We start from the raw sequence: 19,927 nt of genomic DNA, 5'->3' as shown, positions 1-19,927 counted from the left end.
GGTCGGCGGCCGGTCGCGGCGTGTGCTCAAGCGGCGGGTTCGCGAAGGCGGAGTACGGCTCCGGCGGGTAGGCGCGAACGGCCGGATCGGCGGCGCTGCCGGGCGGGGTGCGGCCGGAGGTCCGGCAACGGACGGCTCGCGCGAGATCAGCCGAGAGCGCGCAGGAAGTCGGCGGCCACCGGGGCGGCGACCGCGCCGCCGCCCGAGCCCTCCTCGACGATCACCGCGAAGGCGACCTCGCCGCGGAAACCCATGAACCAGGCATGCGTCTTCAGGTCGCCCCGCTCGCCGTACTCGGCGGTCCCGGTCTTTCCCCGGGTGCCCCGGGGCAGGCCCGCGTCCTTGGCGGTGCCCTTGGTGACGACCGCGGACATCATCTGATGCATGCTCGGCATGACCTCCTCGGGAAGGGCCTGCGGCTGCACTTCCTGCTTGATCGAGGGGACCAGGGTCGGCGGACGCCAGGTGCCGTCGGCGAGCGCGGCGGCGACCGAGGCCATCATCAGCGGGCTGGCGGTGATCCGGCCCTGGCCGAACGACTCCGCGGCCAGTTCGGCGTCGCTCTCGGCCTTGGGAAAGCTGCCCTTGGCGGCCGCGACGCCGATGTTGAGCGGCTTGTTGAAACCGAACAGCTCCGCGGTGCTCAGCAACTTGTCGGCGCTCAGCCGCTCCTTGGTCAGCGGGGCGATGGTGGTGTTGCAGGAGTAGGCGAAGGAGTCGGACAGCGACACCGAACCGTAGGCGGCGTGGTTGGAGTTGCGGATCGGCAGACCGCCGACCGTGACGTCCTTGGGGCAGGTGACCCGGTCGCGAGGGCTCATTCCCTCGGCCAGCAGTCCCACGGCGGTGACCGCCTTGAACGTCGAGCCGGGAGGGTAGTTGCCGTCCAGGGCACGGTTGAAGCCGCCCACGTTGTTCACCACCGCGAGGATCTCGCCGGAGGAGGGTCTGATCGCGACCAGCGCGGCGGTCTTCTTCAGGTCGCGGACCGCTTCGACGGCGGCCCGCTGGACCCGCGTGTCCAGGCTGGTCTCCAGATCCTCGCCGGCCTCGCCCTTGATCGTGTCGAGCGCCTTGACCGTCTTCTTGTCCGGGCCGACGAGTTCGATCTCGGTGTCCGGGGTGCCGGCCAGGCGCTTCTGGAAGGTGTGCTGCAGTCCGCTCGCGCCGACCGCGTCGCCCACCTTGTAGGGCACGCCCAGCTTCGCGACGCTCTTCGCGGTGGCCTTCTCCAGGTAGCCGACGATCTGCTGCACCGAGCCGCCCGCGTCGGAGCCGTCGATGCGCCCGCCGTTCGCCGAGGTGATCGCGGCTCGCTCCGGCCACTTCGTCTTCAGCGCGAAGGCGGTGTTCGCGGTCAGGTCGGGGTGGACGGCCTTGGGCGACCACCTGACCCGCCAGTGCCGGTCGACGACCGCGAGGTCGACGCTGCCGGAGTAACTCCACTCGCCGATGTCCTTGAGCTTCAGGGTGGCGGTGTATGCGGCCTGTCCCGTGCCGTCCCCGGTCTCGCGTACCCCGTCGAGCCGCACCGCGGTGCTCTGCACCGCCAGGGCCTTGCGCATGTTCTCGTACACCGCGGGAAACGCCGGGTCCGGCGCTCCCAGCTCGGCGCGCATGCCCGCCAGGTCGCCGCGCTGCCAGGCGCCGACGAACCGCTCCGCGGTCTCCTGGGGGGTTCCCCTGGTGTGCAGGTACCACCAGGCGCCGCCCCCCGCGGCCCCCGCCACCAGGACGACGGCTGCCGATGTGATCGCGATCGTTCTGCCCCGTGCCACCTGATCCCCCCAGATCTTTTCGCCCAAGGGCCGCAGCCTAGCGTGCGCTAACGCGACATATACCCATAAAAGATCATTTGGTCTGTGAACGGCTGGGTGCGTAGCTTGCCGCGTACTCTTGGCCGGAAAGCTCCTGGATCGCGAACATGATCTCGTCGGTCACCCTGCGCCGGTCACGCGCGCTCGTCTCCGAGCCGCTGAAGGTCATCGGCTTGCCGATGCGTACCTTCACCCGGCCCAGCCTGGGTCTGGCCGCTCCGATCGGCAGAACCTCCCCGGTGCCCTCCATCGCCACCGGGACCACCGGCGCGCCGGTGGCCAGGGCCAGCCAGGCGACGCCGACCTTGCCCCGGTAGAGGCGTCCGTCGGGGGAGCGGGTGCCCTCCGGATAGATGCCGAACAGCTCACCCTTCCTGAGCACCTCCGCCGCCGCGTCCAGCATGTCCTGGGCCGAGGTGGGGCTCTGCCGGTCGATGCTGATCTGGCCGGTGGCGCGCATCCACATGGCGGTGACGGGATTGCCGGTGAAGTACTCGGCCTTGGCGACGAAGCGCACCTGGCGCTTGAGCACCAGCGGCAGGAAGGTCGAGTCGAGGATCGACAGATGGTTGGAGGCCATGATGGCCGGACCCGAGACGGGGACGTGCTCGTGTCCGGTGACCGTGGTCGGCCAGAGCAGGTGCAGCATCGGAGCGCTGACGATCTTGGTCAGGCGATAGAGCACGGGCTCTCCTCATGGGACGGGTTACCCAACACTAGGCGGTGGCCCGACGGCCAACGGTTGTACGCACCCACACAAGCGGAGCTCACAGGTTTGTAGCCCTCCTCCAACACCGTCGTGCCTTTCCGTGACGAGTCCGACGAAACCGCTCACCAGGCGCGAAGGGAGCAGGCGGGAAAAGAAACGCCCCGCGGGCCGGAGGGGCCCGCGGGGCGTGACGTTTGGTGCCGATGTGGCGGTCGCCTCCTCGGCGAGAGGCACAACACGGCTCCAGCCGAACGGTATTCCGTGAAGGCGGTAATTTGCGGCCCGGGGGACACAAACCACATCGGCACGATCACTCTAACCGACGTCTGCCGCTGGTTATTCCGCTTTGAGGCCACCGGCGTGTCCCACGCGGCCGCGGGCCTCGAAGATCCGCAGGTCAAAGCTCCTCGAGGCTCTTCCTGAGCGGGGTGATACTTTCCCGGCCGGACGGCCTGCCGGGCACTCCGCTCAGGCGGGGGCGCTCAGGGACGGCACCGCCTCGGGCAAGGGAGCCACGGCCGTCTCCGATCCCACGAGGATGGCCGAACGGGGGGTCCGCTCACGCACGTCCTCGCTGCGGATCGCCATCACGGCGGGCGGGCTGCCCAGGTCGCCGTACCGGGCGGCGACGGCCGCGGTGATCGCCCGGCCCGCGTCGGCGACCGTCTCCCTCGCCGAACCCGGTGGGCGCGCCACCGACAGATGGCCCAGCAGCGCCGCGAACCGCAACTCCTCGGCCGCCGCGTGGGGGAGCCCGTCGTCGGACGGCGGCAGCGGCCGGTCCAGCCAGAACACCCCGCCACGCAGGAGCGCGGGATATGTCGCCTCGTCCCGCTGGAGCGTGAGCACGGAATCAGCCAGCAGGCGCCCGAACTCCTTCAGGTCGGTATCGGGCGGCAGATCGGTCGTGACCAGCAGCGAAACCCGCAGTGCGTCCACCATGAGCGGCTATCCCTCCTTGAGGTGGCTCATAGTAGGGGTCGCCACCGACAGTTACGGCGCGCCCGGTGAAACGTGTCGGGATCAGATCTCGGCCACGGTGCCGTGAGAGGGGGTGCCGGCGGCGGCCGTGCCGGCCCCCGGACGGACGCGGACCGGTCTTCGACGGGCCTTCGACCGGGCGAGAACCGGTGCGGACCGGCTTTCGCCCGGTCCGTGGCCGAGGGCCGGACGAGGGGGGCCGTTCTCCGGAGGCGGACCTTCGCCGGTGGTCAGAGAGGCTTGGGCGCGGGAAGGGTGATCCTGTCGACGGCCTCGCGGCGACGCCGTTCCGGGCGGCGGTCGTAGCGCGCGGTGGTGGCGGGGGAGGAGTGGCCGACGAGAGCCTGCGCGGTGGCCAGGTCCACCCCGGCGTCGAGCAACTCGCCGATGAAGGTGCGCCGGAAGTCGTGCGGGGTGCGCGCCGAGGCCCCCGCCTCGGCCAGGCGCCTGGCCAGGATGTCGGCGACGGCCTGCCCCGTCATGGGGGCGGGCCCGCCGTTCCTGGTCCGCAGTCGCCCGAGCCTGCTGATGGGGCAGAACAGGGCGCCGGCGGGGCGGCCTCGCACCGCGAGCCAGCGTTCCATCCTGGCGAGGGCCTCCGTGGTCAGGTAGACCAGCCGCTCCTTGTCGCGCTTGCCGCGCACCCGCAGCGAGCGCGACCCGGGGTCGTAGTCGGTGAGCGCGAGCCCGGCGATCTCGGCGCGGCGGCAGCCGGTGGAGTAGAGCGCCGCGAGCAGGGCGGCGTCGCGGACCCCCGCCGGTGAGTCGTCGCGGTCGCACGCGGCGAGCGCGGCGCCCACCACCTCGGGCGGCACGTGCCGGCCCGCGGGCAGGCGGGTGTGCTCGACGGTCGGCAGGTCGGCGGCGCGCTGGTATTCCTCGGCGGTCATCAGGCCGAGCCGCCAGGCCTCGCGCAGCACCCTGCGCAGCGCGACCAGGTGCTTGTTGACGTACGACGGAGACCAGCCGCGCTCGGTCATCAGGGCGCGGATGCGCACGGTGTGCTCGTAGCGCAGCAGGTGCCAGGGCTGACCGGCGCCCGAGGAGACCTCGTCGCCGGAGACGAGCGCGGCGAGCCTGTCGAGGCAGCCGCGCATGGTGCGGCGGGACTCCGCGCTGGTCAGGGAGTCGAGATACACCCGATAGGGATCTCGCGCGGGCTCGATGGACGGGCCGGGCGAGGCGGGGACGGCTGGCACGCTCACCATGCGGATCCTAGCGGCCGCCTGTCGGAATCTACGCTGTAAAGGAGTCGAGATGAAACAGGAACCCGCAGACCGTGTCCAGGCCCATGGGCATGTCGAGGGCGATGAGTGTGTGGTTGGCTGTTCGCAATGAACATTTCATCACGGGCTTCCGCCTATCTCAGGGCGTACGACGAGCAGCTGCGGGCCAGGCCGATGCCGGGTCGCACTGCCGAGCGGATCGGGCCGCTGCTGAGGACCGTGTCGAACGGTCACGGCCAGGGTTTCCTGACATATCGGGACCTGGGTGGTCTGGCGGGCGCCGAACTGGACGCCTTCATCGCGAGGCAGCGGGACTTCTTCACCCGGGTCGGACGTGAGGTCGAGTGGAAGTACCACGGCTACGACCTGCCCGCGGACCTGCCCGAGCGGCTCGCGGCGGCCGGGTTCGAGCCGGGGGAACGGGAGACGGTGTTCGTCGGCGAGGCCGGTGAGCTGGCCGACACCAAGGCGGCGCCCGCGGGGATACGGCTGCGCGAGGTGACGGGGCGGGACGACCTGGAGCGCATCCGCGAGCTGGAGGAGACGGTCTGGGACGCGGACCACGGCTGGCTGCCCGGCATGCTGGAGCGCGACCTCGCCGGGCCCGGGGATCCGTGCGCGGTGGTGATCGCCGAGGCGGACGGACAGGTGGTGTGCGCGGCGTGGGCGCGCTTTCACGAGGGCACCGACTTCGCCTCGCTCTGGGGCGGTTCGACCCTGAAGGAGTGGCGGGGCAGGGGCGTTTACCGGGCGATGGTGTCGTACCGGGCGGAGCTGGCGGTGGCGCGGGGCTTCCGTCTGGTGCAGGTGGACGCCTCCGGCGACAGCTGCCCGATCCTCGCCAGGCTGGGCCTGGAGGCGATCACGACGACGACGCCGTACGTGTGGGTGCCGCCGACCCTCTGATCACCCGGGATGTTTTGTCGGATGCCGGCGATATCCTGGCGCGGATCCGCGAACGGACATCACGGGTCGCCACGGGTCGCCGGACCCCGGGGCCGCGACATCGTGACGCGTCACGAGAGGACACGCATGCCCGAGGTGCTCAGCCGGCGCGCGCTCAACCGGGCCACGCTGGAGCGGCAGTTGCTGCTGGCCCGTGCGGAGCTGTCCGCACTGGAGGCGGTCCGGCATCTGTACGGCATGCAGGCCCAGGCGCCGAATCCTCCCTACATCGGGTTGTGGACCCGCCTGTCGGGGTTCGCCCACGACGATCTCGCCCGGCTGATCAACGAGCGCCTGGTGGTGCGGCTGTCGCTGATGCGTTCCACCATCCACCTGGTCACCGCCGACGACTGCCTGGCGTTGCGCCCGCTGCTCGGCCCCATGTTGGCGCGGGGCCTGCGCGGTCCCGCGCACGGCAGGGGCCTGGCGGAGGTGGACCTGGACGAGCTCGCCGCCGCGGGGCGGAAGCTGGTGGAGGAGCGCCCCCTCACCTTCCGCGAGCTCGGCGCGCTCCTGCGGGAGCGGTGGCCGGAGGCTCCCGCCTCCGACCTGGTCGCCGGGGTGCGCAACACACTGGCTCTGGTCCAGGTCCCGCCGAGGGGGATCTGGGGGGTGGGCGGGCAGGCCGCCCACACCACCGCCGAGGCGTGGCTGGGCCGTTCCCAGGACGAGCGGCCCAGCCGTGTCTCCGCGGAGGAGGCGATCCGCCGTTACCTCGCCGCCTACGGTCCCGCCACGGTGATGGACGTCCAGCAGTGGTCGGGCATGACCCGGCTGGGGGAGATCGTCCGGGGAATGGGCCTGCGGACCTTCACGACCGAGGACGGCGCGGAGGTGTTCGACCTGCCGGAGGCGTCGCGCCCGGACCCCGAAACTCCCGCCCCGGTGCGTTACCTGTCGGAGTTCGACAACACGCTGCTGTCGTTCGCCCAGCGGACCAGGACCCGGATCGCGGAGGAGGAGTACCGCGGGCGGATCTTCACCGTCAACGGCATCATCAAGGCGACGGTGCTGGTCGACGGTTTCGTACGGGGCATGTGGAAGGTGACGCGAAAACGGGGCGAGGCGATCATGGAGGTCGAGCTCTTCGCACCGGTGAGCGAGCGGGAGCGGGCGGATCTGGAGGTGGAGGGGGCGCGCATGCTCGACTTCGTCGCCCCCGAGGCGACGTCCCGCGACATCCGCCTCCTCGAAGCCTGAGCCCGTCGTTCCCGCGACGGCCGGAGCGGGAGGCGTCGCCTCCGCGAGGTGGAGGTCCGGGTGTGCGGGTTTCCGCGCGGCCTGAGCAGGAGGGTTTCCGCGAGGCCGGGGCCCGGGGGCATCGCTCTTCGCGCGGCCGGAGCGGGTCATGGCGGTCTCGCGCGGCGTTCAGGGCGTGGGCGGCCGGGGCAGGCCCGAGACGACCATGGCGATCAGCATCTCGTAGCTGGTGTCCAGGTTCTCCCCCAGGCCGAAACCGCCGGCCGCCTCGACGGAGGCGAAGCCGTGCACGGCCGCGCGCAGACAGCGGGTGGCGTGGATCGCCTCCGCCCCCTCCAGGCCGTAGCCGCGCAGCACGGCGAGGATCACCTCCATCAGGCGGGTCCCGGTGTCGACGAGTTCGGGATCGATCAGCGGGTTGTCGGGGAAGACCGCGTAGCGGTGCGGGAAGTCGACCACGTAACTCCGCCAGGCGCGCATCAGGGCCGCCGTCGCCTCGTTGCGGCTCCGGCCCATGGCCGCCGCGCCGAGCCTTTCCGTCATGTCGTCCATCACGCGCAGGCCGACGAGCTTGCGCAGCTCGGGCAGGCCCCGGATGTGCTTGTAGAGCGAGGGGGCGGCCACTCCCGTGCGGGCGGCGACCGCGGCGAGCGTCAGCGCGCCGGGTCCCTCCTCGTCGATCAGGGCCAGCGCCGCGTCCACCACCGCGCCGGAGGTCAGGCCGGCCCTAGGCACGGACCGCTCCGGTCAGGAAGCCCGCCAGGGCGGCGAAGGTGGCCTCCGGCATCTCGGCGTGCGGGTAGTGGCCGGCACCCTCGATCATCGCGACCTCGGCGGTGGCGGCGTACGGCCGCAGCACCTCCTGCGCCAGGTGCGCCTCGGTGGCGGGGAAGTCGGGGTCCTTCGATCCCATGACGATCAGCGCCGGGCAGGTCATGCGGGGGGCGCAGTCGGTCCAGTGGCCCTCGGAGGGGGCGACCACCCCCGAGACGGCGGCCATCCTGCCGGGCTCGCGCAGCGTGGCCCTCAGATCGCGCAGGTAGCCGGAGAAGTCGGCGGGCCTGGCCGTGGGGTAGAGCGAGCGGTAGTACATCCCCCACAGGAGCGGGCTCGCCATGACGAGGTCCTGCACCAGCCGCAGTATCAGGCTGAGCTGTGGCCGCCCGACGAAGGGCGCGAGCATGACCACGGCGCTCACCTCACCCTCGGCGGCGGTCGCCGTGGTCCACGCCACCGCTCCCGCGCTGGAGGAGCTGCCGACCAGGACGGCGGGGCCGCCCAGGTGACGGACCAGAGCCAGCAGGTCGGCGCCGACCGACTGAGGGCTGTAGTCGGGCCAGCCCGTGCTGGACTCGCCGTGGCCGCGTACGTCGACCGCGGCGACCCGGTAACCCGCCTCCGCCAGTCGTGGCGCCAGGAACCGGAACGCCCGGCGGGTGTCGCCCATCCCGTGCGCGCACACCACCAGCGGCCCGTCCTGCGGTCCGCTGACCTCGTAGGCAAGCCGTCCGCCCGCCACGTCCAGGAATTCCGTGCCCGCCCCGTTGCTATTTCCCATAGCTTTTAAGCTATTGCAAATAGCTTTGTGCGTCAAGGATGGGCTCGCAACGCCTTCTTGATGCCAATTGCGGGAATTGGCCATTCTTTTGGCGGTGAAGGTCCTCGATGATGGGGTCATGATCTCTGTCAGTGCCCTCGCGGGCATCGCCGCGGTCGCCCTCGGCCTGGTGCTCACCCCCGGCCCCAACATGATCTATCTGGTGTCGCGGTCGGTGACGCAGGGGCGTCTGGCCGGAATGATCTCGCTGGCGGGTGTCGCGGCGGGCTTCCTGGTCTACCTGCTCGCGGCGGTGGCCGGGATCACCGCGATCTTCGCGATGGTGCCCGCCCTCTACGCCGGGATCAAGCTCGCGGGCGCCGCGTACCTGCTGTGGCTGGCCTGGAGGACGATCCGGCCCGGCGCCCGGCCGGTCTTCGCGCCCGGCGCCCTTCCCGCGGACCCGCCGCGACGACTGTTCTCCATGGGGCTGGTCACCAACCTGCTCAACCCCAAGATCGCCATCCTGTACGTGTCCCTGCTGCCGCAGTTCGTCGATCCCGCACGCGGTGACGTCGGCACGCAGAGCCTGCTGCTGGGAGCCACCCAGATCGTCGTCGCTCTCTCGGTCAACGCGCTGATCGTGCTGACCGCGGGCTCGGTCGCGAGCTTCCTCGGCGGGCGGCCCACCTGGATGCGCGTGCAGCGCTACCTGATGGGCGCCGTGCTCGGCGGACTCGCCCTGCGCATCGCCACCGACCGCTCACCCGCCGGGGTCGCGTAGGCGCTCACCCTCGTCGCCCGTCCGTGAGAAGCTCGTCGCCCGTCCGTGAGAAGCTCGTCGCCCGTCCGTGAGAAGGGAGACCGGCTCGGGGTCGGCCTCCCTCCGAACATCCGGGTTCCCGCGGGTTCCTCCTGGTCCTGTCCGGTCAGAAGTCGTCGGCGGTGCGGATCCGGTCACGGATCCAGACGCCGGCCTCCTTCAAGGGGGCGGTGCCGGTCCAGGGGCCTCCGGCGTTGCACGTACCGGTCTTGAAGACCGCGCCGGAGCGGTGGTCGTCGGAGAAGTTCCAGTTCACCCAGCTGATCTTCTTGCTCGCCATGAGGTCGAGATAGCGCTGGGACATGGTGAAGTCGTTGGCGTCCTCCCCGGCGTAGTTCTGCGTGCCGAACTCGGTGACGAACATGGGGATGCGGTCGGCCGCGCGGGAGAGCGTGTTGAGGTACTCGGTGCCGTGCGAGGCCGCGTAGAAGTGGAAGGTGTACATGATGTTCGTGGCGTTGACCGGGTTGCCCGTCACCTCGGTCTCCGAGGCGCCCTCGGACACCCCGAGCGACGACCAGGCGCGGGTGCCGACCAGGACGATCCCGTCGGGGTCCTGCGCCCGGATCACCGGGATGATCTGCTCGGCGTAGCTCTTGATGGCGCCCCAGCTCACGCCGTTCGGCTCGTTGGCGACCTCGTAGATGACGTTCGGCTTGGCGGCGTGCCGCTGGGCGATCTCGGTGAAGAAGGTCCTGGCTCGGGCGAGGTTGTAGTTGGGGTCTCCGGGAGTGAGGATGTGCCAGTCCACGATGACGTACATGCCCTGCGCGCTGACCTGCTCGATGAGCGTGTGCGCGAGGTCGGTGAACGCCCGCGGGTTCGTCTCGTAGCCGTCCTCCTGCACGTACGTGGACAGACGGACGACGTCGGCCTTCCAGTCGGTCGCCAGCGCGGTCAGCGAGCCGGTGGTGACGCACTGGCGGTACCACTGCAGGCCGTGGGTGCTCATGCCGCGCAGCTGGATCTGCTTGCCGTTCTTGTTGCACAGTTTGGTGCCGCAGACGCGCAGTTGCCCGTTGGCCGCGACCGGCGTGCCGCCACCGCCGCCCGCCTGGGTCGTCGCCGTGACGGACGCGCTCTTCGCCGACTCGTTGTTCGCGGCGTCGCGGGCGGTGACGGTGTAGGTGTGGGTCGTCGAGGCCGCCAGTCCGGAGATCGTGGCGGTCGTGCCGGTCACGGTGGCGACCACGGCGGAACCCTCGTAGACCCGGTAGTCCTTGACCGTGCCGCTGTTGTCGGTCGAGGCGTTCCAGGCCAGGCTGATGGAGGAGGAGGTCGTGCCGGTGCTGCGAAGGGAGGACGGCACGCTCGGCGGCGTGGTGTCACCGGGGTTCTGCCCGCCGCCGCAGGGGGCGCCGTTGAGTGTGCAGTTGACCGGCGAGCCGGAACCGGAGGCGATGAAGCCGAAGGTGGTGCTCGCCCCTGGGGCGAGGGTGCCGTTGTACTCCCGGTTCTTGAAGGTGTACCGGCTGCCGCTGCTGGTCATCAGGGAGTCCCAGTATGTTCCGAGACTCGTGCCCGACGGGAGGTCGAAGGAGACCGTCCAGCCGTTCAGTGTGGCGGTTCCGGTGTTCTTGACCGTGTACTGGCCGCTGTAGCCGCTGCCCCAATCCTGCGCCTTGGTGAACGTCGCGGTGTCCGCGTGGGCGACGGAGGGGACGATCAGGGTGAACAGTAACGTCAGTAGCCCGGTCAGCACCAGGGCTGGGGTGGTGCGCCGCATCATCGCTCCTTGCGTGGGGGGACAGGGGCAGATCGTGGCTCTTTATTAGGAAAGTTTCCTAACGTGACACGTGACGTTAGGTGGACGGAGCCTGTCATGCAAGACCTGGATCCCCGTTCCCCACGGGGAAATTCAATCGACGGGACACTTCCCGCTGTTCCCCGGGGCGGATTCGCCCGTCCCGCCGCACGCCGCGAGCCGGTGGCGGCCGCCGGCGCGTCCGCGCACGGCTCCGCTCCCGGGCCGGGCGCCGGTCAGCCGATCGGGCCCGGCCCCTGCCCGATGATCCGCTCTCCGAGCCTGGTGACGAGCTGGGCGCGTACGTGGGAGGGGAGGGCGCAGCCGTGCGCGACAAGGGTGCCGAGCGCGGGCAGGTCGAGGAGCACACCCCAGTCCTGGACGTCGTCGCAGTAGGAGACGTCGAGGTGGCGGAGGTCCTTCAGCGCCTGAAGCGGGGCGAGCGACCGCACGGGCGTGTTCCTGATCGACAGGTGTTCCAGGGTGCGGAGGCCCTCGATGCCGTCCAGGCCGGTCAGCGGTGTGTGCTCCAGGTCCAGCCGGGTCAGAGAGGTGAGGGCCGAGATGTCCTCGGGGATGCGGTGCAGACGGCTGCCCGACAGGTCGAGCTCCTCCACCCCGGTGGGCGCGGCCAGGGCGGAAAGAAGGAGCGCCGGGGGCGGGAGTATCACCGGCCGGGGCTGGGCGAGCACCGGCGAGCGCCCGGCGGCCGCCTCCTGCAGCACACGCCATCCGTCCACCGGCGCACCGTACCCGCCGAGACGGACGTACCCCGAGGGCAGCCACGGCGCGAGCCGTTCGGCCACGATGTCGGCACGGTCACCGGCACCGATGACTCCGGCCCGCAGCAGGCCGTAGTGCTCGTACGCGTGCTCGGCGGGAACGAACAGGTCCGTCACGATGTCCCCGCCCACGACGAGGACCCCGTCGTTGCCCGAGCAGAAGATCACTCCCGCCGCGACCGTGCCGAGCACCAGGTGGTCGGCCGCGCTGTGGATCGCGCGGGCACGCAGGTCGCCGGTGACCGCGAGGTAGCTCTCCGAGGCGTCGCCGTCGTCGAGAAGCCCTTCCACCGCCAGCCCGCCGATCACGATCAGCGGAGCCTTCACGTCGAGCCCGCCGGGAACGTACGTGTCGCCGAACCAGATCGTGGCCCGGTGCACGATCCACCCCGACTCCGTGCGCTCCGCCCCGTCGGGGAAGACCGAGGGCGTCTCGCCGGGAAACGCCAGCGACCACGCCTGCGCGAACAGCAGACCGTAGACGGGAGGCATGATGTGGTGCGGCCACTCTCCGGCCTGGGCCGGTCGACGTAACCAGGATCCGATCGGGTGCAACTCCTCCGTGAGGTCGCCGAAATAGTTCAGTGCCTCCGCGCCGGCCCCGGCCTGTTGCCGGAGCACCTTCAACGCGTCACCGAGACGCTCCGACGCCCCGGAGAAATGCTCACCCGTCAGATCCATGTCACATACCGTACTCATCACCACGAATTCTGATGGCCGTTCGGGCGACGCTCCCGGATGACGGGCGTGTCGGAAACCACGGGGCGCGACCGTGCGGTGACGAAGGGCAAAGTGGATCTTCGCGGGGACCTCGGGTACCGTGCCCGGGGCCCCTGAGCACTCCGGCGCGGCCCTGAACGTGGACCGGGCGCGGATCGAGCACGGACCTGAGAGGGTACCGGGCAGGGGCGGGCACGGAACATCGTGACATCGGAAGGATGGATACACATATGGAGGCCGGAAATCGCCGGACCCTGCGGTTGCTCGTCACCGGAGGCGGGACCGGTGGTCACACCTACCCCGCGCTGACCACCGTCGAGGCCCTGCGCGACCACGCCGCCGCGCGAGGGCTCGACCTGGACGTGCTCTGGGTCGGTACGGAGGCCGGCCTGGAGTCCCGCGTCGCGGCGGAGCACGGCATCCCGTTCCGCGCCATCACGGCGGGGAAGCTCAGGCGCTCGCCCAACCCGCGAGAGCTGGCGACCAACCTCGCGGACATGTTCCGGATCCCGGTCGGCGTGTTCCAGGCGTTCGGTATCGCCGCCCGCCATCGCCCCGACGTGGTGCTGTCGACCGGCGGGTACGTGTGCGTGCCGCTGGGAGTCGCCTCGCGGGTGCTGGGCCGGCCGTTGGTCATGCACGAGCAGATCACCTCCCTCGGCCTGGCCAACCGCATCCTGTCGCGTTTCGCGCGGCGGATCGCGCTGACCCATCCCTCCTCGATCGAGCACCTGCCCGCGGGGGTGCGCGACCGGGCCGTCGTCACCGGCAACCCGGTCCGTCCGCACCTGCTGCGTGGCAACGTCGACGCGGGACGGCGCCACTTCGGGCTCTCCTCCGACCTGCCCCTGGTCTACGTGACCGGCGGCGCCCAGGGGAGCCGCCAGATCAACACCATGGTCGAGGCGATCCTGCCCGACCTGCTCGCCCGCGCGCAGGTGATCCACCAGTGCGGCCCCGGCTGGATCGCGCAGCTCACCCGGACCGCCGCGGGGCTTCCCGTGGGGTTGCGCGACCGCTACCGTCCGGTGCCCTACGTCGGCGCCGAGCTGGCCGACGTGTTCGCCGCGGCCGATGTCGTGGTCTCCCGCAGCGGGGCGGGCACGGTCGCCGAGCTGACCGCGGTGGGCAAGCCGTCCGTTCTCATCCCCCTGGTGCCCTCGGCCGCCGACGAGCAGCGCCAGAACGCCCGCTACCTCGCCGAGGCGGGCGCCGCCCGTGCTCTCCTGGAGGACGGTCCCACCGCCGACCACCTCCTGGCCGAGCTCGACGCCCTGCTGCGCGACCCCGGGGCCCGCGCCGCGATGGCCGGGGCCGCCGGAGCCCTCGGCCGCGTCGACGCCGCCGACAGGCTGGCACTGGTGCTCCTGGAGGCGGCGGGAACGGACGGCAAGGCCGGTTGAGCCCGACGCCGGTGTCCCGGGAGAGCCGGCCGGACGGGGACGGTGGCCGGTGTCGCGGGAAGAACCGGCCGGGTGGGAGGGGTGGGCTTCCCGGTGCGAGGGGCGTCGAAGGGAGTCTCCTCGGCGTCCGCGCGAGGTAGGTGTCTCCTGGCCGAAGGTTTACCGAAAAGGCGGTGGCGGCCCGGCGCCCGCCGAAGTGCGGCCTGAGTAATCTGGCGACCGCACGAAGTGAAGTGCGGTGGAGCCGAGAACATCGCATGGTGCACGTTAGTCCTGGATTTCCAGGAAATGTCGCGGGTGACCGTGCGGTCTCACCCGGCGGCATGTTCCCGGGCAGGCGCGTCTTTCGTGGAGCCTTCCCGGTACGGAGTTTCACGCAGACCGTCCCCGAGAGACAGGTTGGCCATTGACCCGTCAGGAAAAATTCTCGCCCGAGGTGACCGGCGAGACGCGCGACCCGCTCACCGACTCCCGCGCCGACGCGTTCGGCGGCAATCTGCACGTCGGTTACTGGATGGACGAGCACGACGAGGCGCCCGCCGCCCAGGCGACGGATCACCTCACCGACCTGGTGGCCGAGCGCCTGGAGGTCGTTCCCGGGGAGCGCGTCCTGGACGTGGGGTCCGGCACCGGCAGGCCCGCCGTACGCATCGCCACCGCGCGCGACGTGCACGTCACCGGGGTCACCCTGAGCGAGTACCAGGTGCACCTGGCCGAGGCCCGCCCCGAGGCGGGTCAGGGGCAGGGGCGGGCGGACTTCCAGCTCGCCGACGCGATGTGGCTCCCCTTCGACGACGCCTCCTTCGACGCCGCGTACGCCATCGAGTCGCTTCTCCACATGGAGAACCCGGCGGCGGCCCTCGGCGAGATCGCCCGGGTGCTGCGTCCCGGCGGGCGGTTCGTGGTAGGGGAGTGGTATCTGCTCGACTCTCTCACCGGCGACGCCGCCGAGGCCATGGAGGATCTCTCCCGCGGCTTCCACGTGCACTTCGTGCCCACCATCGAGGAGTTCTACGAGGAGATGGACCGGGCCGGGTTGAAGATCGAGATATTCCATGACATAGGGGTAAACGTCGGCAGGTCTTTCCGGCTCGTGGACGACCTCCTCCCGGCCTCCGCGATGCGGCTCGGGGGCGAGATCGCCGAGCAGCTCACCGTCTGCGGGGAGATATACCGGCGCTTCGGGCGGATCCCGCAGATCAGCTACGCCCTGTTCACCGCGGTCCGCCGCTGAGAGCCTGTCCCTTTCCGGATTCGGGGGAAGGCGACCTGCCCCGGGCGGGCGCCGGCCGCGTGATCGGACACCGTGGCCTTCGCTACCGTGCCGGTGTCACGGTGACACCGGCACGGCTCACGTCCGGCGATGGGCCGCCAGCCGGTCGGCGAGTTCCGCGGGGCGGCTGAGCGCGACGTTGTGGCCCCCGTCGATCTCGTCGGGGACCAGGCCGAGGCGCTCCTTGACGACGCGGCGCATGAAATCGGCGGGCAGATAGCGGTCGTCACGGCACAGGAGGAACACCGTCCGCACCGCCGGCCAGGCGGCGAGCGGCCACGGGGCGTCGAAGGGGGTGGCCGACTGGTCGCGCCTCCTTCTCAGGGCCTCCGCGGCCAGATCGGGCGGGACGTCGTGAAGGAACAGGGCGATCTCGTCGTCCGGTGCCCGGCCGTCCTGTTCGTCCTGCTCTCGCCTTGCCTGCTCCCAGCCGGTGTTGCCCCACCAGTCACCCGGCGGCTCGCCCGGCACCGGGATCATGGCCGAGACCAGCACCAGCAGTTCGACCGGTATCCGCTCACACACCAGCGGCGCGGTGAATCCGCCGAAGGAGTGGGCGACCACGACGAGGTCGGTACGGTCGCCGACGGCATCGACCACCGCGTCGGCGTACTCGGAGAACCCGGCCGAATCATCGTCGCAGGGGAGGTCGGGCGTGACCACGTCATGACCGCGCGCCCGCAGTTCGGCGGCCGTCAGGTGCCAGTACCACGGGTCGGCCGCGGCGCCGGGTATCAACACGTAGGTGGTCATGCCGGACGGTCCCTCCGAGAAACGCGTCACGTCTTCGTCGATCGTCATCGAGTGTGCTCCCCAACGGTGGTCGACCCCGCTCATCGAGGTCGTCCACCGTTAAGACGGGTGAGGCTCCCAAAAGGGGTCACCGTCCGAGGGCGCGCCGCCCGGAGGCGGCGTCGGGGGCAGCGTCGGCGGCAGTCCGAACGCGGCCAGCAGGTGCGGTTCGAAGACGGTGATCTCGGAGATCTCACCGTTCGCGATCCTCAGCACATTGAGCGCCTGAGCCCGGTAGACGGACTCACCCGGCAGCCGGATGTAGCCCGCCACAGCCGGCTGCCGGTTCGCCCGCGTGGGGATGCTGCGCCACCGTCCTCGATACAGCGGTGAATCCGGGCCGAAGGCGTGTGCGGCGAAGGACTCGATCGCGTCGCGGCCGGAGAACCAGAACGGGAGCGGAGGCATCGTCATCCGCGCGTCCTCGCTCAGCAGCTTCGCCAGGGCGGCGGGGTCGGCCTTGTCGTGGGCGTCCATGAAGCGTCGCAGCAGTTCTCGTTCCCGAGCGGTCGGAGCCGTCGACGGCGCCCATTCGAGACGTCGCTCCGGAAGGTGGGTCCTCAGGGTCGATCGTGCTCGTTTCAGGGCGCTCTTGACCGAGTCGACACTCATCTCAAGCTGCGCGGCGGTCTCTTTCGCGGACCAGCCGAGCACGTCGCGCAGGATCAGCGCGGCCCGCTGCCTGGGCGGCAGATGCTGGATGGCGGCGAGGAACGCCAGCTCGACGGTCTCCTTGCCGACCGCGGCCGCGTCCGGCTCCATGCCGTCGGACGCGGCCGGCTCCAGTAGCTCATCCGGGTAGGGCTGCAACCATCGGACCTCGGACGGCGGCGAGCCCGGCTGCGGCGGCCGTGCCGGTCCCGCGTCCCGAGGTCGCGGACGGCGGGGGTGCCGGTCGAGGAAGTCCAGGCACGCGTTCGTCGCGATCCGGTAGAGCCACGCGCGGACGGTGGAACGGCCGCGGAAGGTCCCGCGTCCGCGCCACGCCCGCAGAAACGTCTCCTGCACCAGATCTTCCGACTCCTCGAAGGAGCCGAGCATCCGATAGCAGTGCACCCGCAGTTCCCGCCGATGACGCTCGACAAGCTCGGTGAACGCCCGATCGTCGCCCGAGAGCACGGCATCCACCGGCGCGATCTCCTCGGCCCTCAGCTCATCCATGATGCCCCCGACTCATGGGCGTCACGTTATCCACACCCCGGGGCGGGGGACGCGCCCGTCGTGCTCGTCGGGCACGGTCGTCTCCGGTGAGCCCTGGCACATCGGCGAATCAGCGCCTATCCAGATATGTTGTGATCTGTGGTCACCCGCCGTTTCCTGAGACGACCGCTTTCAGGGCCGCCTGGAGGATGTCCAGTCCGGCGTGCAGTTCCGAGTCGCTGATCGTGAGCGGTGGTGCGAGCCGGAAGATTCCCCCCATCCCCGGCAGCTGGACGATGTTGACGTGCAGCCCGCGCTCCAGGCACGCCGTGGTCACGACTTTTCCGAGCGCCTCCGCCGGGGTTTTGCTCGGCCGGTCCGTCACCAGCTCCAGGCCCTGCAGAAGCCCGCGGCCGCGGACGTCGCCGACCACCTCGAAGCGGTCACGCAGGTCCAGCAACCGCTCGTTGAGCTGCTTGCCCAGGACCGCTGCCCGCGCCACGAGGCCGTCGCGTTCGATGACGTCGAGCACGGTCAGCGCGACGGTCGCCGCGAGCGGGTCCGAGACGTGGGTGGTGAAGAACAGGAACCCGCGTTCGTGACAGACCTCCTCGATCCGCGCCGACGTGACGACGACCGCCACCGGCAGGCCCGCCCCCAAGGTCTTGGAGAGCGTCAGGAGATCCGGGACGACGCCGTCGCGTTCGAAGGCGTACATCTCGCCGGTGCGTCCGAGTCCGGTCTGGGCCTCGTCCGCGATCAGCAGCATCCCGCGTTCTGCGCACATCTCCTTCAGCCGCCGCAGATATCCGGCAGGGAGCTCGATGATCCCGCCGGAGGACAGGATCGGCTCGACCAGGCACGCGGCCAGGCTTCCCGACGACTGCTGGTCGACGAGGGCGAACCCGTACTCGAGCTCGGCCTCCCAGTCGTACGACCCGTCCGCGTGACGGAAGGGGGATCGGTACGCGTTCGGCGTGGGGAGCGTGAGGTTGCCCGGCATGGGCGGGCCGTATCCCCGGCGACCGGCGGAGAAGGTGGCGGAGGAGGCACCCGAGGTCATGCCGTGCCACGACCGGTCGAAGGAGACGATCTCGTACCCGCCGGTGTAGAGCTTGGCCATCTTGATCGCGGCCTCGTTGGCCTCCGCGCCGGTGCTCAGCAGCAGGGTCTTGCTCAGGCCTTCGGGAAGCGTCGACGCGAGACGGCCGGCCAGGTCGACGACGGGCGGGCTCAGCATGCCGCTGTACAGGTGATCCAGCGAGGAGATCGACCGTGAGACCGCCGCGACCACGTCGGGGTGGGAGTGCCCGAGGATCGAGCTCATCTGACCCGAGGTGAAGTCGAGGATCGCCGTCCCGGCGTCGTCGTAGACGTACGATCCCGCCGCCCGTTCGATGACCTTCGGGGTGAACGTCGCGCCGTAGCGGATCAGGTGACGGTCAACATCATTCCAAAATGACGCATTTTTCATATTTGCTCATGATGGCATGGCCATCCAACGGCGGTTCGCCGCCCTGCCGACGTTCATGACCGCAGGGCTGGGGCGGGTAGCATCCGGGTATGGACTTGGTGATCATGACCTCCGTCCTCACCCTCCCCGCGCTCGCGCTCCTGCTGCTCCCGTTCCACGACGAATCCGGCGCGACCCCTGTTCGACGCCACCTGCCGGGCTTTCTCGTCCGGCCGCTATGGTGGCTGGGCCTGCGGCTCGTCGGAGGACGCGTTTCTCGACGGCCGCCCGAATCGATGTGATCCAAGCCACCCGGAGCCGACCTTGAGCAACCCCGAGATGTTCACCGAGATAGCTGTGGAGCAACTCGAAAACTACCGTCCGAAGCTCGTCCCCCCGGCGGATCTCCACGATTTCTGGACGGCCACGCTGGCCGCCGCGCAGGAGTTTCCGCTGAACGTGGAGGCGAAACTCGTGCGGGACACCCCGCTGCGCACGGTCGACGTCTACGACGTCACCTTCGCGGGATTCGGCGGGCACCCGATCAAAGCGTGGTACCTGGTTCCGCGCGACCGGGTGGAGCTCCTGCCGACCATCGTCGAGTACGTCGGCTACGGCGGTGGCCGGGGACTGCCGCACGAGTGGCTGTACTGGTCATCGGCCGGGCACCCGCACCTGATCATGGACACCCGGGGCCAGGGCAGCGCGTGGCGGACGGGTGACACCGCCGACCTGGGGGCTTCCGGGCGACCGCACGTACCGGGCTTCCTCACCGACGGGCTGCCCGACCGGGACCACTACTACTACCGGCGGCTGTTCACCGACGCGGTCCGCGCGGTGGAGGCCGCGGCCCAGTTGCCCGGCGCCGACCCGGCCCGACTGGTGACCACCGGCACGAGCCAGGGAGGCGCGCTCGCCCTCGTCGCCGCCTCGCTGCGCACGGACGTGGCGGCCACCATGCCCAACGTGCCGTTCCTGTGTCACATCAAGCGATCGACGCAGGTCGCCACGGACGGGCCGTTCCCGGAGCTGGTGACGTGGTGCCACACGCATCACCGTCTCGTCGACCAGGCCTTCGCCACGCTCGCCTACTTCGACGTCGCGATCCTCGCCAGGGACGCGCGCTGCCCGGCGCACTTCGGGGTCGCCCTGCGCGACGAGATCTGCCCGCCCTCCGGCGTCTACGCCTGCGTGAACCACTACGGCGGCACGAAGGAGGTCCTGGTGTACGAGTGGAACGGCCACGAGGGCGGCCAGGCGCACCACCTCGCCGCGCAGTCGGCGTGGCTGGCCGAGATCCTTCCCTGACATTCATGTTTCCGGCGTGACAGTGAGAGGCGGCGGAACCTCCGTTCGCTCGTCGCGGGCGTGGAACGGGGGGC

17 protein-coding genes and 2 pseudogenes are annotated in these 19,927 nt (G+C 70.6%); 7 read left to right on the top strand and 12 right to left on the bottom strand.

The window, feature by feature from the left end; genetic code table 11:
* Positions 1–146 precede the first annotated feature (146 nt).
* The 4 genes from AB0B90_RS28160 to AB0B90_RS28145 form a co-directional block, all read right to left on the bottom strand.
* Positions 147–1,805, bottom strand: coding sequence for a penicillin-binding transpeptidase domain-containing protein (locus AB0B90_RS28160; RefSeq protein WP_350947212.1), 1,659 nt, complete (start codon positions 1,803–1,805; stop codon positions 147–149).
* A 46-nt stretch (positions 1,806–1,851) separates the two neighbouring features.
* On the bottom strand, positions 1,852–2,502 hold the full coding sequence (locus AB0B90_RS28155; RefSeq protein WP_350947213.1) for a lysophospholipid acyltransferase family protein: 651 nt from the start codon (positions 2,500–2,502) through the stop codon (positions 1,852–1,854).
* A gap of 492 nt (positions 2,503–2,994) precedes the next feature.
* Positions 2,995–3,468, bottom strand: a complete 474-nt coding sequence (locus tag AB0B90_RS28150; RefSeq protein ID WP_350947214.1) for a hypothetical protein — start codon at positions 3,466–3,468, stop codon at positions 2,995–2,997.
* A 269-nt stretch (positions 3,469–3,737) separates the two neighbouring features.
* Positions 3,738–4,715 (bottom strand): tyrosine-type recombinase/integrase, encoded by a 978-nt coding sequence (locus tag AB0B90_RS28145; protein ID WP_362925681.1) that lies wholly within the window; start codon positions 4,713–4,715, stop codon positions 3,738–3,740.
* A 126-nt stretch (positions 4,716–4,841) separates the two neighbouring features.
* Here AB0B90_RS28145 and AB0B90_RS28140 point away from each other — a divergent pair, with 126 nt between their 5' ends.
* Positions 4,842–5,639 carry a GNAT family N-acetyltransferase gene (locus tag AB0B90_RS28140; RefSeq protein ID WP_362925679.1) on the top strand — a complete coding sequence of 266 codons (798 nt, stop codon included), beginning with the start codon at positions 4,842–4,844 and terminating at the stop codon, positions 5,637–5,639.
* Positions 5,640–5,765: 126 nt separating this feature from the next.
* Complete coding sequence (locus tag AB0B90_RS28135; RefSeq protein WP_350947217.1) at positions 5,766–6,878, top strand: winged helix DNA-binding domain-containing protein; 1,113 nt, start codon at positions 5,766–5,768, stop codon at positions 6,876–6,878.
* Between the two features lie 168 nt (positions 6,879–7,046).
* Here AB0B90_RS28135 and AB0B90_RS28130 read toward each other — a convergent pair whose 3' ends face one another.
* Both AB0B90_RS28130 and AB0B90_RS28125 read right to left on the bottom strand, forming a co-directional pair.
* Positions 7,047–7,613, bottom strand: a complete 567-nt coding sequence (locus tag AB0B90_RS28130; protein ID WP_362925676.1) for a TetR/AcrR family transcriptional regulator — start codon at positions 7,611–7,613, stop codon at positions 7,047–7,049.
* Positions 7,606–8,436, bottom strand: coding sequence for an alpha/beta hydrolase (locus AB0B90_RS28125; protein ID WP_362925674.1), 831 nt, complete (start codon positions 8,434–8,436; stop codon positions 7,606–7,608). The genes AB0B90_RS28130 and AB0B90_RS28125 overlap by 8 nt, the downstream gene beginning before the upstream one ends.
* Before the next feature lie 118 nt (positions 8,437–8,554).
* On the opposite strand from AB0B90_RS28125, the gene AB0B90_RS28120 reads away from it, so the two are divergent.
* Complete coding sequence (locus tag AB0B90_RS28120; RefSeq protein WP_350947220.1) at positions 8,555–9,199, top strand: LysE family translocator; 645 nt, start codon at positions 8,555–8,557, stop codon at positions 9,197–9,199.
* A 145-nt stretch (positions 9,200–9,344) separates the two neighbouring features.
* On the opposite strand, the pseudogene AB0B90_RS28115 reads toward AB0B90_RS28120, so the two are convergent.
* The 3 genes and pseudogenes from AB0B90_RS28115 to AB0B90_RS28105 form a co-directional block, all read right to left on the bottom strand.
* Positions 9,345–10,259, bottom strand: a pseudogene (locus AB0B90_RS28115) (glycoside hydrolase family 5 protein); the annotation flags it as partial.
* A 135-nt stretch (positions 10,260–10,394) separates the two neighbouring features.
* Positions 10,395–10,964: pseudogene (locus AB0B90_RS28110) on the bottom strand (cellulose binding domain-containing protein); the annotation flags it as partial.
* Positions 10,965–11,218: 254 nt separating this feature from the next.
* Positions 11,219–12,445 (bottom strand): hypothetical protein, encoded by a 1,227-nt coding sequence (locus AB0B90_RS28105; protein WP_350947221.1) that lies wholly within the window; start codon positions 12,443–12,445, stop codon positions 11,219–11,221.
* A 269-nt stretch (positions 12,446–12,714) separates the two neighbouring features.
* Here AB0B90_RS28105 and AB0B90_RS28100 point away from each other — a divergent pair, with 269 nt between their 5' ends.
* Positions 12,715–13,887, top strand: coding sequence for a UDP-N-acetylglucosamine--N-acetylmuramyl-(pentapeptide) pyrophosphoryl-undecaprenol N-acetylglucosamine transferase (locus AB0B90_RS28100; protein ID WP_350947222.1), 1,173 nt, complete (start codon positions 12,715–12,717; stop codon positions 13,885–13,887).
* A gap of 436 nt (positions 13,888–14,323) precedes the next feature.
* Positions 14,324–15,121, top strand: a complete 798-nt coding sequence (locus AB0B90_RS28095; protein WP_350947223.1) for a methyltransferase domain-containing protein — start codon at positions 14,324–14,326, stop codon at positions 15,119–15,121.
* Between the two features lie 117 nt (positions 15,122–15,238).
* Here the strand turns inward: AB0B90_RS28095 and AB0B90_RS28090 are convergent, their stop codons facing one another.
* From AB0B90_RS28090 to AB0B90_RS28080, 3 genes are all read right to left on the bottom strand, one after another.
* Positions 15,239–15,961, bottom strand: a complete 723-nt coding sequence (locus AB0B90_RS28090; RefSeq protein WP_362925671.1) for an alpha/beta hydrolase — start codon at positions 15,959–15,961, stop codon at positions 15,239–15,241.
* 51 nt (positions 15,962–16,012) lie between these two features.
* Complete coding sequence (locus AB0B90_RS28085) at positions 16,013–17,113, bottom strand: RNA polymerase subunit sigma-70 (protein ID WP_350947225.1); 1,101 nt, start codon at positions 17,111–17,113, stop codon at positions 16,013–16,015.
* Positions 17,114–17,255: 142 nt separating this feature from the next.
* A complete protein-coding gene (locus AB0B90_RS28080; protein WP_362901351.1) occupies positions 17,256–18,566 on the bottom strand; it encodes an aspartate aminotransferase family protein in 1,311 nt (436 codons plus the stop codon).
* Between the two features lie 89 nt (positions 18,567–18,655).
* Between AB0B90_RS28080 and AB0B90_RS28075 the strand changes: the two genes are divergently transcribed.
* Both AB0B90_RS28075 and AB0B90_RS28070 read left to right on the top strand, forming a co-directional pair.
* Positions 18,656–18,847 (top strand): hypothetical protein, encoded by a 192-nt coding sequence (locus AB0B90_RS28075; RefSeq protein WP_362925669.1) that lies wholly within the window; start codon positions 18,656–18,658, stop codon positions 18,845–18,847.
* Between the two features lie 22 nt (positions 18,848–18,869).
* Complete coding sequence (locus tag AB0B90_RS28070; protein ID WP_362925667.1) at positions 18,870–19,853, top strand: acetylxylan esterase; 984 nt, start codon at positions 18,870–18,872, stop codon at positions 19,851–19,853.
* Positions 19,854–19,927 lie beyond the last annotated feature (74 nt).

This window comes from Streptosporangium sp. NPDC049078 (genome assembly GCF_040648855.1).
In the GTDB taxonomy this organism is placed as follows: domain Bacteria; phylum Actinomycetota; class Actinomycetes; order Streptosporangiales; family Streptosporangiaceae; genus Streptosporangium.
Note: the sequence above shows the minus strand (reverse complement) of the source record. Positions and strands in the feature narration are given on the sequence as shown.

Excerpts from the sequence above, each read along its gene's own strand:
- AB0B90_RS28150 (WP_350947214.1), bottom strand. The coding sequence starts at position 3,468 with ATGGTGGACGCACTGCGGGTTTCGCTGCTGGTCACGACCGATCTGCCG.
- AB0B90_RS28145 (WP_362925681.1), bottom strand. The coding sequence starts at position 4,715 with ATGGTGAGCGTGCCAGCCGTCCCCGCCTCGCCCGGCCCGTCCATCGAG.
- AB0B90_RS28140 (WP_362925679.1), top strand. The coding sequence starts at position 4,842 with ATGAACATTTCATCACGGGCTTCCGCCTATCTCAGGGCGTACGACGAG.
- AB0B90_RS28135 (WP_350947217.1), top strand. The coding sequence starts at position 5,766 with ATGCCCGAGGTGCTCAGCCGGCGCGCGCTCAACCGGGCCACGCTGGAG.
- AB0B90_RS28125 (WP_362925674.1), bottom strand. The coding sequence starts at position 8,436 with ATGGGAAATAGCAACGGGGCGGGCACGGAATTCCTGGACGTGGCGGGC.
- AB0B90_RS28120 (WP_350947220.1), top strand. The coding sequence starts at position 8,555 with ATGATCTCTGTCAGTGCCCTCGCGGGCATCGCCGCGGTCGCCCTCGGC.
- AB0B90_RS28105 (WP_350947221.1), bottom strand. The coding sequence starts at position 12,445 with ATGGATCTGACGGGTGAGCATTTCTCCGGGGCGTCGGAGCGTCTCGGT.
- AB0B90_RS28100 (WP_350947222.1), top strand. The coding sequence starts at position 12,715 with ATGGAGGCCGGAAATCGCCGGACCCTGCGGTTGCTCGTCACCGGAGGC.
- AB0B90_RS28090 (WP_362925671.1), bottom strand. The coding sequence starts at position 15,961 with ATGACGATCGACGAAGACGTGACGCGTTTCTCGGAGGGACCGTCCGGC.
- AB0B90_RS28085 (WP_350947225.1), bottom strand. The coding sequence starts at position 17,113 with ATGGATGAGCTGAGGGCCGAGGAGATCGCGCCGGTGGATGCCGTGCTC.
- AB0B90_RS28080 (WP_362901351.1), bottom strand. The coding sequence starts at position 18,566 with ATGAAAAATGCGTCATTTTGGAATGATGTTGACCGTCACCTGATCCGC.
- AB0B90_RS28075 (WP_362925669.1), top strand. The coding sequence starts at position 18,656 with ATGGACTTGGTGATCATGACCTCCGTCCTCACCCTCCCCGCGCTCGCG.